Here is a 15,086-nt window from a genome sequence, read left to right as displayed (position 1 = left end):
TAATTAATCCAAAAACAGCTTGGCTAAGTATTTCCAGGCTGGTACGGTTTAGTGGATTATTTAGTCCACTAAACCTCAGGCCTCCCCCATGACAGCTCACACCCCTCGCTTCAACCACAAAGTCGCCCTGGTCACCGGCGGTTCCCGCGGTATCGGCGAAGCGATTGTCCGCCGGCTTGCAGCTGAAGGTGCAGCGGTCGCGTTTACCTATTCCTCCTCTGCCGACAAGGCGCAAGCGCTGGTTGGCCTGATCGAAAGCAAGGGCGGAAAAGCCTTGGCGATTCAGGCCGACAGCGCCGATGTGGCGGCAATAGAACGGGCGGTCGCGGCCACTGTCGAGCATTTCGGCGCCTTGAATATCCTGGTCAACAACGCCGGGATCCTGCTGATGGGTACCGTCGACACCTTCAGCCTGGAAGACTTCGACCGAATGTTTGCGGTCAATGTGCGGGCCACGTTTGCGGCGGCCAAGGCCAGCTCGGCGGTGATGCACACGGGTGACCGAATAATCACCGTCGGCAGCGTGGTCGCCCAACGTTCGGGCTTCCCGGGCTCCAGCGTCTATAGCATGACGAAGTCGGCGATCGCCGGTATGATCCGCGGCCTGGCGATTGATTTCGCGCCGCGCGGCATCACCGTCAACAACGTGCAGCCGGGCCCGACCAGCACCGACATGAACCCGGCAGACGGGCCCCATGCGGACATGATCAAAAGCCTGATCCCCTTGGGCCGCGTAGGTACCGCCGACGATGTTGCCGGCATGGTTGCTTATCTCGCGTCCGAAGAAGCGGCATTTGTCACCGGCACAAGCATGACCATCGATGGCGGCTACCTGGCCTGAGCCTTCACCTGCAATTTCCCCCGAGGTAACCATGGCAAGACCCAGAGCATTCGACCGCGACCAGGTGCTGCGCGAGGCCATCCGGGTTTTCTGCGACAAGGGTTTTGCCGCGGCCTCGACTGAAGAACTGATGCAGGCCATGGGACTGAGCCGCCAGAGCATGTACAACACCTTTGGCGACAAACGTCAGTTGTACCTGCTGGCGATGGCCGAGTATCAGCGCACCGGCGTCGACGACTTGATCGAGCGCCTGAACCAGGGCCCGATCCCGCTGCAGGCACTGCACGACACCCTGCAATCCTTCGCCACCCGCGCCCTGCGGGAAGGAACGGCGGGTTGCATGGGCGTCAATGCCATCTGCGAGTTCGGCCTGGAAGATGATGAGATCAATCAACTCACCGCCCACAGCGCCGAACGCTTGCGCAATGCATTCGAACAGACGCTGGAGCGTGCGCAGGAACAAGGCGAATTGACCGTCGGCACCGATCGCTCGGGCGCGTGTGATTTTCTGATGGCCACCCTCAGCGGCATGAAAGTCGCCAGCAAGGGCGGCGCCACCACTGAGCAACTGGAGCGCATTGCGGGGTTTGCACTGCGGGCGCTGAGCGCAAAAGCGTGATCAGCCCACTAGAGTATCGGCGCGCCAAATCGACCCAATCGTGGCATCCAATGGTCCAGGATCTGCGCTGACGCCAGGATATGGTGGGCGTGCCCGATCAACAGCCGACGCGGCACAAACCCGATATAGCGGGAGTCATCGCTGTTATCGCGATTGTCGCCCAGCATGAAGTAACTGTCGGCAGGCACCACCACCGGGCCGAAATCGCGCAGCGCCCGTACTGTCGGCATGAACTGCACCGTGCGCTGGCTGCTGTTCGCACGCTCCGTCACCTTGATCCCCGGAACTGTTTGGCCAGGCGCAATAGGCTCGCTGATGTCCTGCCCATTACTGTAGGTGGCCGGCGTACCGTTGACCCACAACACCTCGTCGCGCATTTCCAGGGTATCGCCGGGGATACCGACAATGCGTTTGATCAAGCGCGTGCCATCCTTGGGCGAAGAGAACGTGACGACATCTCCGCGCTGGGGGTTATCCAGTCTCGCCAGGGAAATATCGGTGAGGGGCAATTTGAGGTCGTACGCGACGCGATTGACCAGCACCACATCGCCCTCAAGCAACGTCGGGCGCATGGAACCGGACGGGATGGGATTCCAGTCAGCCAGGGAGGTGCGGAAAACCCCGAAGCACAGCCAGAAAATGATCGCGTAACGGTAGCGGATTAACCAACGGCGCATAGATCCTCGCAATACGAAAAGGCACACCGGCCTGCGCCGGGTACCCACGGTGATTTTTGGCAATGCTCGCTTATTGCATCGCAAGATTAAATTAACATTAGCGTTGCCGACCCATGACAGTCGATATTTTCAAGCACACAGAAAAGGAGTTTCACGCCCCATGGATAGCAAATGTTCGGTCTTTATCGCAGCCAGCGTCGACGGCTTTATTGCCAGGCCAGACGGTGATATCGAGTGGCTTCATCGCCCTGAGTACGAAGGCGCCGAATTGAACGGCGTGACCTATGAACACTTCATCGCCACCGTGGATGCGCTAGTGATGGGCCGCAAGACCCTGGAAAAAGTGTTGTCCTTTCCGGAGTGGCCCTATGAGGGCACGCCGGTCATAGCACTCTCTCACCAATCGGTTGAGCTACCTGCAGCTTTGAAGGGCAAGGTTGAGGTGGTGAGCCAGGATGTCACCAGCCTCGTGGCAGCGTTGGCCGAGCGCGGGATGAAACACCTGTATATCGACGGAGGCCAGACGATTCAGCAGTTTCTTGAGGCGGGTTTGATCGACGAGATGATCATCACGCGTATTCCGGTTGTGCTGGGCCAGGGGATCCCCTTGTTCAGCCAGTTGGGTGGCGAGCATGAGCTTCGGCATATCGGCACGTATGCGTCGGATAACGGGTTTGTTCAAAGCCGGTATGAGGTGAGTGGCAAGCGCTGATGGTCGCGGGTTAACACCCGGAAATTTCCGACAGCTTTGTAGGGTTGTCGCTCAGAAGATGGCTCCCTACTCTTCGGTGGTCGCTGCAAATTCAGCGACCGGGTTTCGCAGCCCGGGTAAACTCTAGACGCACAGCGTCCACCACAAGATAGCGGGCGCTTTTTTATGCCTGATGTTATGGCGGCTGTGCGCGGGATACCTTCGGGTATGCCGGGTGCCTAGAGTCCCGGTCTGCGAACCTGCGTACAGCTGCCACCCGATTGTCGTTTCGCAGCGATGGGTGGCGGCTCCATTACTCTAGGAGCGTCGTCATGATCAAAGACAGTCCAAACCCGCCACTCGATTCACCCTCGCTTCACGCGGCTGCTCATCGGGCGATTAATCATTATCTGAATCCCTCTTCTGAACCTGATTCGCCTGACGAGAGCTCCAGGCTTTTTGTCGTGCGTGAAGGGTTGGACGCGGAGACGTTGTTGGTCAATGCATCGGAGAACTTGGCGTCGGTGCAGGTGTTAGCTACGAATCTGGCATTTGAAATCGATGGGCCGTCCCGGAGTGTGGCGTTGGGGATTTGCCGGATGTTGGAGGGGATTCAGTTATTGGTCGATAGCACCCTTGATCAATACGGCGCAACACACAACCAACTACGTTAAAGAGGAAAAAACACAACGGGGTGGATCTATTCGATTTCAACTAGACCCGCCCCTCCATTAGAGAAAAATCCTACATATTACTCACACACTTCAAAGAGAATCTTCCGATATTTCCTATTTGCCATTTTTTGTATTCTGAAAACCAATAGATCAGGATGCTTCTTTATGGCTAACCACGGTTACATGACTATCAACGGAAAAACCCAGGGTCTTATTTCCGCAGACTGCTCTACACAAGACTCTATCGGTAACAAATGCCAGGAAGGGCATCGCGACGAAATAATGGTGATGTCCTATAACCACAACATGCTCAATGAAGGGAATGTCAGAGCTGCGACTCATTGGCCAGTGGTCATTACAAAAAACGTCGATAAAGCTTCACCTCTGTTGGCGATGGCACTTTCCAAAAGAGAAGAGCTTAACTGCATCATCCATTTCTACCGTATTTCTCAGTTTGGCCAACACCAGAAGTACTACACCGTCGACCTACGGGGTTGCATCATCGCGGACCTTTCCCTTGACGTGCCCCACGCAGTACTGATGCACGATATAGATGCACAAGAGCATCTCTCCATCCGGTATCGGGAAATCATCTGGACTCACCATCTGGCCGGTACCAGTGGCTACAGTTCATGGCCCGAGACCGATCTATGAAACTAAATCAAGAACCATCGACGCCAACGTTTCATGAACTGTGGGAAGTTAGTCAAGCCGCAGCAAAGCTGACGAATCACGCCTGTGCGATCAGTGCGCGGCATCTCAAGGATGGGATAACACGGTCCATATTCAACCGGGAGGTTGCTTATTACGCGCGCAGTATTGTCAGGGATGTTGAACAAGGTAAGAAGACTATTGCGCAAGGGGTATCACTCGGCGTTATCTGCGATGGGATATGGCGAGCGTGAAGCGAATATGGCATATGGCTCTGTTGATATTGGGCTTTCTGCCTACAGCGTTACAAGGCACGTGTTAAAACCAGATGCCTGGCGTTTATTTAGGTATCTCAATACGGACAAAATACGAGCATACAAGACCATGGGGCCAACTTCATTGGCATTTGAAGCAGGCGCAGACGTCTTAACGCTAAAGAACTTATATCAAGAGACAAAAAATTGATTATTTTAGCTTTCTTGATTTTTTCGGTATTCGGCATTCTATTTGCGTACAGCCTCAAAGTGATCCTTTCCAGCAAAAATATTGGTTACACCAAGCTCCTGCTAGGTCTGGGGGTAAACATGCTTTTTATGAGCGTACACATGGACATCGTTAAATTTGATAATTTCTTGTACTTCGGGCATCACCCGGAAATCATTAATAACTACGAGTCGGTTGGTTGGCTCGCATTTATCTGTCTTTTCCTCCATGCGTTAGCACTTCCTGTCAAACGTGACTTGAAGTGGTGGTGGCAGCGCTTACCCGGAAAGTCCCAAAGATGATCACCTGGACGTTTGATTGTTCCCATGCTCTGCGTAGGAATGCATACCGTGACACCCCGCATCAACTCGTGCAGAACTTCAACCTCACATTGGCGGCGGGACGCAGAGCGTCCGGGGCGGCATTCCCACGCGGAGCATGGGAACAATCGATAACGCTCTTGCCCCACCACTCGGCACCTCGCTTAGGCTAGCGCCTAAGATCAAGATCAAAAGCAGATCAAGAGCACAGCGGCCTACCGGCCGGCTTGAGTGTGGTGAAGCAACAGCAAAATCAGAAGCGGGCACGGTTTAAATGTGGGAGCGGGCTTGCTCGCGAAGGTCGTTAACGATGATGTGGGCGTCCTGATTCAACGCGGCGCCCTCATGTTCTTCGCGAGCAAGCCCGCTCCCACATTAAGCAGCTCTGCGTTTGATCTTGAGATGGCTTGCTCGCCCCTCGATGTGTCAACCATGTCCCCGCACAGGTGTCCCGTCCAAGACATGCTGTAAGAATCGCCCCCCGAATAACGGATAGATAGGCAAAAAAAAACGCCCCGAACCAGTCGGGGCGTTTTTCATTCAGCAATCACCGATCAAGCCTGATCAGCCAACCGCCACGTCGTACCGCCCTTCCCGTCTTCCAACACCACACCCATCGCGGTCAGTTGGTCACGGATACGGTCAGACTCCGCCCAGTCCTTGTTGGCCCGGGCAGTCAAACGTGCCTGAATCAGCGCATCAACTTCAGCGGCATCCACACGCCCTTCAGCGCCCGCCTGCAGGAAGTCATCGGCTTCCATCTGCAATACGCCCAGCACGCTCGCCAGCTCTTTCAAACGTGCGGCAAGCCCCGCCGCTGCGTCGAGATCGCTCTCGCGCAGGCGGTTGATCTCGCGCACCATTTCAAACAGCACCGCGCAGGCTTCAGGCGTACCGAAGTCGTCGTTCATCACTTCGGTGAACCGCGCAACAAACGCTTCGCCGCCCGCAGGCGCCACGGAGGGCAGGCCTTTCAACGCGTGGTAGAAACGCTCCAGGGCGCCCTTGGCGTCCTTGAGGTTGTCTTCCGAGTAGTTGATCGCGCTGCGGTAATGGCTCGACACCAACAGGTAGCGCACCACTTCCGGGTGATACTTTTCCAGCACGTCGCGAATGGTGAAGAAGTTGTTCAAGGACTTGGACATCTTCTCGCCATTGATGCGAATCATGCCGCAGTGCATCCACGCGTTGGCGTAGGTCTTGCCGGTGGCCGCTTCGCTTTGGGCGATTTCGTTTTCGTGGTGCGGGAACTCAAGGTCGCTGCCGCCGCCATGAATGTCGAAGGTCTCCCCCAGGCAGCAGGTGGACATCACCGAGCATTCGATGTGCCAGCCCGGGCGCCCGGCGCCCCATGGCGACTCCCAGCTCGGCTCGCCGGGCTTGGTGCCTTTCCACAGCACGAAGTCCAGCGGGTCTTGCTTGGCTTCGTCGACTTCGATCCGCGCACCGATGCGCAGGTCTTCGATTTTCTTGCGCGACAGCTTGCCGTAGCCCATGAACTTGGCGACGCGGTAGTACACGTCGCCATTGCCCGGGGCGTAGGCGTAACCCTTGTCGATGAGGGTCTGGATCATCGCGTGCATGCCCGGGATATGGTCCGTGGCGCGCGGCTCCATGTCCGGCTTGAGGATGTTGAGGCGTGCCTCGTCCTCGTGCATCGCAGCAATCATGCGCTCGGTCAGCGCGTCGAACGACTCGCCGTTTTCGTTGGCGCGATTGATGATCTTGTCGTCGATGTCGGTGATGTTGCGCACATACGTCAGGTCATAACCGCTGAAACGCAACCAGCGGGTCACCAGGTCGAAGGCAACCATGCTGCGGCCGTGGCCGATGTGGCAGTAGTCGTACACGGTCATGCCGCACACGTACATGCGCACCTTGTTGCCATCCAGCGGCTTGAAGACTTCTTTGGTCTTGCTGAGTGTGTTGTAGATCGTTAGCACGACAGTTCCTTAAAACAGAATCACTGGCCCCACGAATCACGCAAGGTCACGGTACGGTTGAATACCGGAGCACCGGGTTTCGAGTCCTTGATATCCGCGCAGAAGTAACCTTCGCGCTCGAACTGGAAACGGTCTTCCGGCTGTGCGTCGCCAAGCGATGGCTCGGCACGACAACCCGTGAGAACTTGCAGCGAGTCAGGGTTGATGTTGTCCAGGAAACTGGCGCTGTCTTCGGCCTTCTCGGGATTCGGCGAGCGGAACAGGCGATCGTACAGGCGCACTTCGCACTCGACGCTGGCCGCCGCCGGCACCCAGTGCACCACACCTTTGACCTTGCGGCCTTCCGGGTTCTTGCCCAGGGTGTCCGGGTCGTAGGAGCAACGCAGTTCGACGATGTTGCCATCGGCGTCCTTGATCGCTTCGTCGGCACGGATCACGTAGCTGCCACGCAGGCGCACTTCGCCGTTCGGCTCAAGGCGCTTGTAGCCTTTTGGCGGCTCTTCCATGAAGTCATCGCGGTCGATGTAGATTTCACGGGCGAACGGCAGCTTGCGCACGCCGAGTTCTTCTTTCTGCGGATGACGTGGCAGTTCGAGGTTTTCGACCTGGCCTTCCGGGTAGTTGGTAATCACCACCTTCAACGGACGCAGCACGCACATGGCGCGCGGGGCGTTCGCGTCGAGGTCCTGACGGATGCTGAATTCGAGCATGCCGTAGTCGACCACGCCGTCGGAGCGGTTGGTGCCGACCATCTCGCAGAAATTGCGGATCGATGCCGGGGTGTAGCCACGGCGGCGGAAGCCCGACAGCGTCGACATGCGCGGGTCGTCCCAGCCAAACACGTGCTTTTCATCGACCAGTTGCTTGAGCTTGCGCTTGCTGGTGATGGTGTAGTTCAGGTTCAGGCGGCTGAACTCGTACTGACGCGGGTGCGCCGGTACCGGCAGGCTGTCGAGGAACCATTCGTACAGCGGACGGTGGCTTTCGAACTCCAGGGTGCAGATGGAGTGGGTGATGCCTTCGATGGCGTCCGACTGACCGTGGGTGAAGTCGTAGTTCGGGTAGATGCACCACTTGTCACCGGTCTGGTGGTGATGGGCGTGGCGGATGCGGTACATGATCGGGTCGCGCAGGTTCATGTTCGGCGAGGCCATGTCGATCTTGGCACGCAGTACACGGGCGCCGTCCGGGAACTCGCCGGCGCGCATGCGGTTGAACCAGTCCAGGTTCTCTTCCACCGAACGGTCGCGGAACGGGCTGTTCTTGCCCGGCTCGGTCAGGGTGCCACGGTATTCCTTGGCTTGCTCCGGGGTCAGGTCGTCTACGTAGGCCTTGCCGGCCTTGATCAACTCGACGGCCCAGTCGAACAACTGGTCGAAATACTTGGAGGCATAGCGCACTTCACCGGACCATTCGAAGCCCAGCCACTTGATGTCGCTCTCGATGGCGTCGATGTATTCCTGGTCTTCCTTGGCCGGGTTGGTGTCGTCGAAACGCAGGTGCGTGACGCCACCGAACTCCTGGGCCAGGCCGAAGTTCACACAGATCGACTTGGCGTGGCCGATGTGCAGGTAACCGTTGGGCTCAGGCGGGAAGCGGGTGACGATCTGCGTGTGCTTGCCCGAATCCAGGTCCGCCTGGATGATCGGGCGCAGGAAATTGACCGGGACGGCAGGTCCGGCCTTGGAATTCGAGGTAGGGTCGACAGTGGGCTTGCTCATAGGATCCTTGAACAGACGAAGTACTTGGCCGGGTGAGGCCGACAAACAAAGGGCTTATCATAGCCGATGCTGTCAAGGCCCTGACAGAGCGTGGCCAAAAACTGCTGCATTTATTGCACGGGCGGTAAAAAACCACCTCGAAATTCCCGCAGGTCACGCTAAACTGCGCGCCTTGGCTGCCGTTTTTGCCAAGCAGGTAAGGCGCAAAACGCCCAAACCCACGAATTCCTTGAAAGAGTAGTGAACATGACTCAAGTCAAACTGACCACCAACCACGGTGACATCGTCATCGAGCTGAACGCCGAGAAAGCGCCGATCACCGTCGCCAACTTCATCGAGTACGTTAAAGCCGGCCACTACGAAAACACTGTTTTCCACCGTGTCATCGGCAACTTCATGGTCCAGGGCGGCGGTTTCGAGCCTGGCATGAAAGAAAAGAAAGACAAGCGTCCAAGCATCCAGAACGAAGCGGACAACGGCCTTTCCAACGACAAGTACACCGTCGCCATGGCCCGTACCATGGAGCCGCATTCGGCCTCCGCGCAGTTCTTCATCAACGTCGCCGACAACACCTTCCTGAACCACAGCGGCAAGAACGTGCAGGGCTGGGGCTACGCGGTATTCGGTAAAGTCACCGAAGGCCAGGACGTTGTCGACAAGATCAAGGGTGTGCAAACCACCGGCAAGGCAGGTCACCAGGACGTTCCGGTAGAAGACGTTATCGTCGAGAAAGCCGAGATCGTTGAGTGATATTGCTGATTTCAGATTTGCATCTGGAAGAGGAGCGCCCGGACATAACCCGGGCGTTTCTGGATTTACTGCACGGCCGCGCCCGTTCTGCCCAGGCGTTGTACATTCTGGGGGACTTCTTTGAAGCCTGGATTGGCGACGATGGGATGACGCCCTTCCAGCGTTCGATTTGCCAGGCTCTGCGCGAGCTGAGCGACAGCGGCACCCAGATTTTCATCATGCATGGCAACCGGGATTTCCTGATCGGCAAGGCGTTCTGCAAAGCCGCAGGCGCAACCTTGCTCAAGGACCCGAGTGTGGTGCAACTCGCAGGCGAGCCCGTGCTGTTGATGCACGGCGACAGCCTGTGTACCCGCGACCTTGGCTATATGAAGCTGCGGCGCATCCTGCGTAACCCCATCACGCTGTTCATCCTGCGCCACCTGCCCTTGCGCACGCGGCACAAGCTGGCGCGCAAGCTGCGCAGTGAAAGCCGCGCGCAGACGCGAATGAAGACCAACGACATTGTCGATGTAACGCCCGAGGAAGTGCCGAGGGTGATGCAGCAGTTCGGCGTGCGTACGCTGGTGCATGGCCACACCCACCGCCCGGCGATTCACAAGTTGCAGATTGGCGAGCAAGCGGCCAAGCGCATTGTGCTTGGGGATTGGGACAAGCAAGGGTGGGCATTGCAGGTGGATGAGCAAGGGTTTCAACTGGCGGCGTTTGACTTCGTCAACCCGCAGTTGGCCTTGCCTGGCGCCTGATCCTCAGACACAACACCCATCAAATGTGGGAGCTGGCTTGCCTGCGATAGCATCACCTCGATGCATCTGATGTACCGAGGTGCCTGCATCGCAGGCAAGCCAGCTCCCACATTGACCGAGTTCGGTCTTTCGATCAGTGGCCAGAAGCCTCCGGCCCCGCCTTCGCTGCAAACGGCGGTTTCGCCAGCCATACAATCACGATCAACGCCATGAACATCCACCCCAGCAACGTGAAGTAATCCACGGTGGACATCATGTACGCCTGGCTCGTCAATATCTGGTCCAACTGCGCATACGCCTTGTGCCCTGCCCCGCCGAGCGCCTGCAAGGCGTCCCGGGTGGCCGAGTCGTAGGTGGTCATGTTTTCGCTCATGTAGGCATGGTGCTGGTCCGCCCGGCGAATCCAGATCCAGGTGGTCAACGATGCCGCAAAGCTGCCACCCAGGGTCCGCAGGAAGGTCGCCAGGCCTGCACCGTCGGCGATTTGCGCCGGCGGCAGGTCGGACATCAGGATGCTCAAGGTCGGCATGAAGAACAACGCCACGCCGATCCCCATGAACAACTGCACCAGGGCGATGTGGGTGAAGTCCACTTCATTGGTAAACCCGGCACGCATGAAGCAACTCAAGCCAATCGCCAGGAACGCCAGGCCAGCCAGCAAGCGCAGGTCGAACTTGTGCGCGTACTTGCCCACAAATGGCGACATCAACACCGGCAGGATCCCGATCGGCGCCACCGCCAGGCCCGCCCAGGTGGCGGTGTAGCCCATCTGGGTTTGCAGCCATTGCGGCAGGATCAGGTTGATCCCGAAGAAACCCGCGTACCCGAGTACCAACACAATCGTGCCGATACGAAAGTTGCGATAGGCGAACAGCCGCAGGTTGACCACCGGGTGCTCGTCGGTCATTTCCCAGATCACGAACACCGCCAGGGCGACAGCCGAGATCACCGCGCCGATGATGATGAAGTTCGACTCGAACCAGTCCAGGTCGTTGCCCTTGTCGAGGATGATCTGCAAGGCGCCGACGCCGACGATCAGGCTCAGCAAGCCGACGTAGTCCATCGGTTGGTAGCTGGTGACCACCGGGCGTTTCTTCAGTTGCGAGCGCACCACCATCACGGCAAAGATGCCGATGGGTACGTTGATAAAGAAGATCCACGGCCAGCTGTAGCTGTCGGTAATCCAGCCGCCGAGGATCGGCCCGGCAATCGGCGCCACCACCGTGACCATCGCCAGCAACGCCAGGGCCATACCACGCCTGGCGGGGGGATAGACCGCGATCAGCAGCGTCTGAGTCATCGGGTACAACGGGCCGGCAACCAGGCCTTGCAATACCCGAAAGCCGATCAGCTCGGGCATCGAGGTGGAAATACCGCAGAGAAACGAGGCCAGCACAAACAGGATGGTGGCCCACAGAAACAGCTTCACCTCGCCGAAGCGACGGCTCAGCCAACCGGTGAGCGGTAGCGCGATGGCGTTGCTCACGGCAAACGAGGTGATGACCCAGGTGCCCTGCTCCGAACTCACGCCGAGGTTGCCGGAAATCGTCGGCAGCGCCACGTTGGCGATGGTGGTGTCGAGCACCTGCATGAAGGTCGCCAGGGACAGGCCGATGGTGGCCATCAGCAAGCTGGGCGGCGTGAAGGAGGCGTTAGCGTTACTCATCGCGAATCCTGTGCAACATGATTGGCGCTACGGCCGCCGGGGCCGCAGCTGATGGATTGGCGAATCAGCGCTGGGCAGCCTTGGGAGCGGCGACGCTGTTGTCATGGATCAATTGGGTGATCATCGCGTCGGCTTCGGCCAACTGGCGGTCGTAAACGTTGGTGGTGAACGACGCCTTCTGCGGCGCCTGCTGGGCCAGTACCGGGCCGCTCTGGTCGTGCAGGTCGACGTCGACCACGGTGGACAGGCCCACGCGCAGCGGGTGCTTGGCCAACTCATCGGCGTTCACATGGATACGCACTGGCACCCGTTGCACGATCTTGATCCAGTTACCGGTGGCGTTCTGCGCCGGCAGCAAGGCAAACGCGCTGCCCGTGCCCGCGCCGAGGCTGTCGACGGTGCCACTGAATTTCACGTCGCTGCCGTAGATATCGGATTCGATATCCACCGGCTGGCCGATACGCATATTGCGCAGCTGGGTTTCCTTGAAGTTGGCGTCGATCCACAGTTGATCCAGCGGGATCACCGCCATCAGTGCAGTACCCGGCTGGACCCGCTGGCCCAATTGCACGGTACGCTTGGCCACATAGCCGGTCACCGGTGCGATCAGGGTGCTGCGGGCGTTGGTCAGGTAAGCCTGGCGCAACTGTGCGGCGGCAGCCTGCACGTCCGGGTGGGACGAAATCACCGTGTCATCCACCAGGGCGCTGCTGGTCTTGAACTGTTGCTGCACGTTGGCCAAGGCGTTTTGCGCCGAGGTCAGGTCGTCACGGGCGTGGGACAGTTCTTCCTGGGAAATCGCCCCGCCGGCAGCGAGGTTCTTGCGTCGGTTGTAGTTGTCCTGGGCCTTTTGCACGTTGGCTTGTTGCGCCAGCACCTGGGCTTTCATGCCATCGACGTTGCTGTACAAGCCACGCACCTGGCGCACGGTGCGGGCCAGGTTGGCCTGGGCACTTTGCAGGCCGACGGCCGCGTCGTTGGGGTCGAAGTTGATCAGCACCTGGCCTTCATGCACCAGGTCGCCGTCGTCAGCGCCGATGCTCACCACGGTGCCGGTCACCAGCGGGGTGATTTCCACCACGTTGCCGTTGACGTAGGCGTCGTCGGTGCTTTCGCTGAAGCGACCATACAATTCGTACCAACCCCACACGCCCAAGGCGCCGAGGATGACGATCAGCGCCAGCACAAACAGCATGACTTTGCGTTTGCGCGGATTGCTGGTGTTGGGTTGTTCAGCCTTGTTTGTTTCAGGAGCGTTGTTGCTGGTTTCGGCAGTGGCCATGACAAGTACCTTGAATTATTCAGTGCGCGTGGCTGGGGTGGTCGAGGCCACGTTATCGGCGTGGAAACCGCCGCCCAGGGCCTGCATCAGTTGAATCGAAAGATCGATTTGCTCGGCATTCAGGGTGGCCAACTGACGCTGGGCCTGGAGCAGTTGCTGTTCGATGCTGAGCACGTCCAGGTAATTGCCGATACCTGAGCTGTAACGCTGGACGCCGGTGTCGTAGGACTGCTGGGCAATGTCAGCGGCGTGTTGCTGGGCCTGGATCTGGCGGCCGGTCTCGCGCAATTGCGAGAGTGTGTTGCCGATATCGCCCAAGGCTTGCACCAGGGTTTTGTTGTACTGGGCCACGGCCAGGTCGTAGTCGGCGTCGCGAGCGTCGAGGTCGGCGCGCAGGCGGCCGCCGTCGAAGATCGGCAGCGAGACGGTCGGCGCAATGCTGAAGAAGCGGCTGGCCGAACCAAACATCGCATCCCCCAGCAACGACTCGGCCCCGGCGCTCGCGCTCAGGTTGAGGTTGGGGTAGAAACGGGTCTTGCTGGCCGCGATGTTCTTGCTCGCCGCCTCCACCCGCCAGCGTGCGGCGATCAGGTCCGGGCGACGGCCCACAAGCTCGGCAGGCAACACCGAAGGCACCGCAACCGCGCTCGGCTTGAGCACGTTGGGGCGTACCAGTTCGCTGCCACGGTCCGGGCCTTTGCCGAGCAACACTGCGAGGGCGATCTTCGCGCTCTGCAGTTGCTTTTCCGCATCGATCAGTTGCGACTGGGAGCTGGCTTCCAGGCTTTCGGTTTGCTGGTACTGGTACTGGCTGTCGATCCCGGAGTTCAGGCGACGCTGGCCCAGGTCGAGCATCTGCCGGGTGCGCTTGAGGTCATCATTGGCCAGGTCACGCACGATATGGGCCTGGCCCAGGTCGCTGTAGGCCTTGGCGACGTTGGCCGCGAGGGTCAGGCGCGCGGCCTGTTGGTCGACTTCGGCAGCGCGGGCCTGGCCCAGCGCGGCTTCCCAGGCGGCGCGCTGGCCGCCCCACAGGTCGAAGTTGTAATTGAAACTGGCACCGATGTTGCGCACGGTGGCGTAGGCATCGCCCTGGCCCAACGGGTCCTGGTCCTTGGCCAGGCGCGAACGGCTGACACCGGCGCTGGCATCCAGGGTCGGCATGCGCTCGGCGTCGGCGGCATAGGCAGCGGCTTCGGCCTGGTGGGCACGGGCGCTGGCCACTTGCATGTCGGGGCTGTTCTGCAGGGCTTCCTGGATCAGGCCGTCGAGCTGTGGATCGCCAAGGCCTTTCCACCAGTCGGCGGTGGGCCAGGCAGCGGTGGACAGGGTCACGCCGCTGAGGGATTTGCCGGTTTGCAGGTTATTGGCTTCGAGGCGTTTGCCTTCTGTGTCCAAGCCGCTGAAATTGGCACAACCGGCCATAGTCATGGCCACCAGCACAAGGCTGAGGCCGGCACGCAAGGAGCGATTGTTCATGCACTACCTACCCGCTGGATGGTGATGGGGTCACCCGCAGCTATCAGAATTTTCTTCAGGATTTTTTCCAGGGTTTGCAATTCACCCGGCTCCAGGGCGCCCGCCAACTGGTTCAGGGCCTGGGCACCGATGTGCGGCAGCATGTCGGCCACGCGCTGGCCTTCGGCGGTCAGCACCAACTGCACCTGGCGCCGGTCCTGCTCGGAACGCTTGCGCGCCAGCAGGTCCTTTTGTTCCAGGCGGTCGAGCATGCGGGTCATGGAGCCGCTGTCCAACGACAGGTTGCGGCACAGCTCGGCGGGGGTGTCGACGCCGTACTGGGCCATGATGATCAACACCTTGAACTGCGCGGCCGTGATGCCGTGGGGTTCCATGTGGGTGTCGATGATCTTGTCTTTGAGCAGCGCAGCCCGGCCCAGCAGCAGGCCGAGGTGGCAGTTGTGGAAGTTTTCGGGGGTGAAGTGCTTCATCGAGATCAACCTATTAACTGCCTAAGCAGTGAATGTATGTCACGATGTTACTGCCTAGGCAGCGAATGTCAAA

General features: G+C 59.0%; 16 protein-coding genes. 9 read left to right on the top strand and 7 right to left on the bottom strand.

Going from position 1 to position 15,086, the window contains the following annotated elements; all coding sequences use genetic code 11:
- Positions 1-88 precede the first annotated feature (88 nt).
- Both A462_RS25470 and A462_RS25475 read left to right on the top strand, forming a co-directional pair.
- Positions 89-841, top strand: a complete 753-nt coding sequence (locus tag A462_RS25470) for a 3-oxoacyl-ACP reductase family protein (RefSeq protein WP_008432437.1) — start codon at positions 89-91, stop codon at positions 839-841.
- Positions 842-872: 31 nt separating this feature from the next.
- A complete protein-coding gene (locus tag A462_RS25475) occupies positions 873-1,460 on the top strand; it encodes a TetR/AcrR family transcriptional regulator (RefSeq protein WP_008432436.1) in 588 nt (195 codons plus the stop codon).
- Between the two features lie 8 nt (positions 1,461-1,468).
- Here the strand turns inward: A462_RS25475 and lepB are convergent, their stop codons facing one another.
- Positions 1,469-2,137 carry a signal peptidase I gene (gene lepB, locus A462_RS25480; protein WP_008432435.1) on the bottom strand — a complete coding sequence of 223 codons (669 nt, stop codon included), beginning with the start codon at positions 2,135-2,137 and terminating at the stop codon, positions 1,469-1,471.
- Between the two features lie 160 nt (positions 2,138-2,297).
- On the opposite strand from lepB, the gene A462_RS25485 reads away from it, so the two are divergent.
- From A462_RS25485 to A462_RS25500, 5 genes are all read left to right on the top strand, one after another.
- Positions 2,298-2,849 carry a dihydrofolate reductase family protein gene (locus A462_RS25485; RefSeq protein ID WP_003211766.1) on the top strand — a complete coding sequence of 184 codons (552 nt, stop codon included), beginning with the start codon at positions 2,298-2,300 and terminating at the stop codon, positions 2,847-2,849.
- A gap of 311 nt (positions 2,850-3,160) precedes the next feature.
- Entirely contained in the window at positions 3,161-3,502 is a 342-nt protein-coding gene (locus A462_RS25490) for a DUF6124 family protein (RefSeq protein WP_008432434.1), read from the top strand.
- A 165-nt stretch (positions 3,503-3,667) separates the two neighbouring features.
- Positions 3,668-4,156 carry an Hcp family type VI secretion system effector gene (locus A462_RS25495; protein WP_008432433.1) on the top strand — a complete coding sequence of 163 codons (489 nt, stop codon included), beginning with the start codon at positions 3,668-3,670 and terminating at the stop codon, positions 4,154-4,156.
- Positions 4,157-4,330: 174 nt separating this feature from the next.
- On the top strand, positions 4,331-4,618 hold the full coding sequence (locus A462_RS34810) for a DUF4225 domain-containing protein (RefSeq protein WP_238544216.1): 288 nt from the start codon (positions 4,331-4,333) through the stop codon (positions 4,616-4,618).
- Positions 4,615-4,938, top strand: coding sequence for a hypothetical protein (locus tag A462_RS25500; protein ID WP_003211775.1), 324 nt, complete (start codon positions 4,615-4,617; stop codon positions 4,936-4,938). The genes A462_RS34810 and A462_RS25500 overlap by 4 nt, the downstream gene beginning before the upstream one ends.
- A gap of 572 nt (positions 4,939-5,510) precedes the next feature.
- Here A462_RS25500 and cysS read toward each other — a convergent pair.
- Positions 5,511-6,899 (bottom strand): cysteine--tRNA ligase, encoded by a 1,389-nt coding sequence (gene cysS, locus A462_RS25510; protein ID WP_008432427.1) that lies wholly within the window; start codon positions 6,897-6,899, stop codon positions 5,511-5,513.
- A gap of 20 nt (positions 6,900-6,919) precedes the next feature.
- On the bottom strand, positions 6,920-8,620 hold the full coding sequence (locus tag A462_RS25515) for a glutamine--tRNA ligase/YqeY domain fusion protein (protein ID WP_008432425.1): 1,701 nt from the start codon (positions 8,618-8,620) through the stop codon (positions 6,920-6,922).
- A 246-nt stretch (positions 8,621-8,866) separates the two neighbouring features.
- Here A462_RS25515 and A462_RS25520 point away from each other — a divergent pair, with 246 nt between their 5' ends.
- Positions 8,867-9,370 (top strand): peptidylprolyl isomerase, encoded by a 504-nt coding sequence (locus tag A462_RS25520; RefSeq protein ID WP_003211783.1) that lies wholly within the window; start codon positions 8,867-8,869, stop codon positions 9,368-9,370.
- On the top strand, positions 9,367-10,116 hold the full coding sequence (lpxH, locus tag A462_RS25525) for a UDP-2,3-diacylglucosamine diphosphatase (protein WP_003211785.1): 750 nt from the start codon (positions 9,367-9,369) through the stop codon (positions 10,114-10,116). Before A462_RS25520 ends, lpxH begins: the two co-directional genes overlap by 4 nt.
- Positions 10,117-10,249: 133 nt before the next feature.
- On the opposite strand, the gene A462_RS25530 is transcribed toward lpxH, so the two are convergent.
- From A462_RS25530 to A462_RS25545, 4 genes are all read right to left on the bottom strand, one after another.
- Positions 10,250-11,782 (bottom strand): DHA2 family efflux MFS transporter permease subunit, encoded by a 1,533-nt coding sequence (locus tag A462_RS25530; protein ID WP_003211786.1) that lies wholly within the window; start codon positions 11,780-11,782, stop codon positions 10,250-10,252.
- A gap of 64 nt (positions 11,783-11,846) precedes the next feature.
- Positions 11,847-13,064 carry an efflux RND transporter periplasmic adaptor subunit gene (locus tag A462_RS25535; RefSeq protein ID WP_003211788.1) on the bottom strand — a complete coding sequence of 406 codons (1,218 nt, stop codon included), beginning with the start codon at positions 13,062-13,064 and terminating at the stop codon, positions 11,847-11,849.
- A gap of 15 nt (positions 13,065-13,079) precedes the next feature.
- Positions 13,080-14,543, bottom strand: a complete 1,464-nt coding sequence (locus A462_RS25540) for an efflux transporter outer membrane subunit (RefSeq protein WP_008432421.1) — start codon at positions 14,541-14,543, stop codon at positions 13,080-13,082.
- Positions 14,540-15,013, bottom strand: coding sequence for a MarR family winged helix-turn-helix transcriptional regulator (locus A462_RS25545; RefSeq protein WP_003211792.1), 474 nt, complete (start codon positions 15,011-15,013; stop codon positions 14,540-14,542). Before A462_RS25545 ends, A462_RS25540 begins: the two co-directional genes overlap by 4 nt.
- Between the last annotated feature and the right edge of the window lie 73 nt (positions 15,014-15,086).

Origin of the sequence: Pseudomonas sp. Ag1 (assembly GCF_000278565.1) — a bacterium.
In the GTDB taxonomy this organism is placed as follows: domain Bacteria; phylum Pseudomonadota; class Gammaproteobacteria; order Pseudomonadales; family Pseudomonadaceae; genus Aquipseudomonas.
Note: the sequence above shows the minus strand (reverse complement) of the source record. Positions and strands in the feature narration are given on the sequence as shown.

Bases quoted from the DNA above. Each gene is read 5' to 3' on its own strand.
- lepB (WP_008432435.1), bottom strand. From the start codon at position 2,137: ATGCGCCGTTGGTTAATCCGCTACCGTTACGCGATCATTTTCTGGCTG.
- A462_RS25490 (WP_008432434.1), top strand. From the start codon at position 3,161: ATGATCAAAGACAGTCCAAACCCGCCACTCGATTCACCCTCGCTTCAC.
- A462_RS25495 (WP_008432433.1), top strand. From the start codon at position 3,668: ATGGCTAACCACGGTTACATGACTATCAACGGAAAAACCCAGGGTCTT.
- A462_RS25485 (WP_003211766.1), top strand. From the start codon at position 2,298: ATGGATAGCAAATGTTCGGTCTTTATCGCAGCCAGCGTCGACGGCTTT.
- A462_RS25520 (WP_003211783.1), top strand. From the start codon at position 8,867: ATGACTCAAGTCAAACTGACCACCAACCACGGTGACATCGTCATCGAG.
- A462_RS34810 (WP_238544216.1), top strand. From the start codon at position 4,331: ATGTTGAACAAGGTAAGAAGACTATTGCGCAAGGGGTATCACTCGGCG.
- A462_RS25475 (WP_008432436.1), top strand. From the start codon at position 873: ATGGCAAGACCCAGAGCATTCGACCGCGACCAGGTGCTGCGCGAGGCC.
- A462_RS25515 (WP_008432425.1), bottom strand. From the start codon at position 8,620: ATGAGCAAGCCCACTGTCGACCCTACCTCGAATTCCAAGGCCGGACCT.
- A462_RS25540 (WP_008432421.1), bottom strand. From the start codon at position 14,543: ATGAACAATCGCTCCTTGCGTGCCGGCCTCAGCCTTGTGCTGGTGGCC.
- A462_RS25545 (WP_003211792.1), bottom strand. From the start codon at position 15,013: ATGAAGCACTTCACCCCCGAAAACTTCCACAACTGCCACCTCGGCCTG.
- A462_RS25530 (WP_003211786.1), bottom strand. From the start codon at position 11,782: ATGAGTAACGCTAACGCCTCCTTCACGCCGCCCAGCTTGCTGATGGCC.
- A462_RS25470 (WP_008432437.1), top strand. From the start codon at position 89: ATGACAGCTCACACCCCTCGCTTCAACCACAAAGTCGCCCTGGTCACC.
- A462_RS25535 (WP_003211788.1), bottom strand. From the start codon at position 13,064: ATGGCCACTGCCGAAACCAGCAACAACGCTCCTGAAACAAACAAGGCT.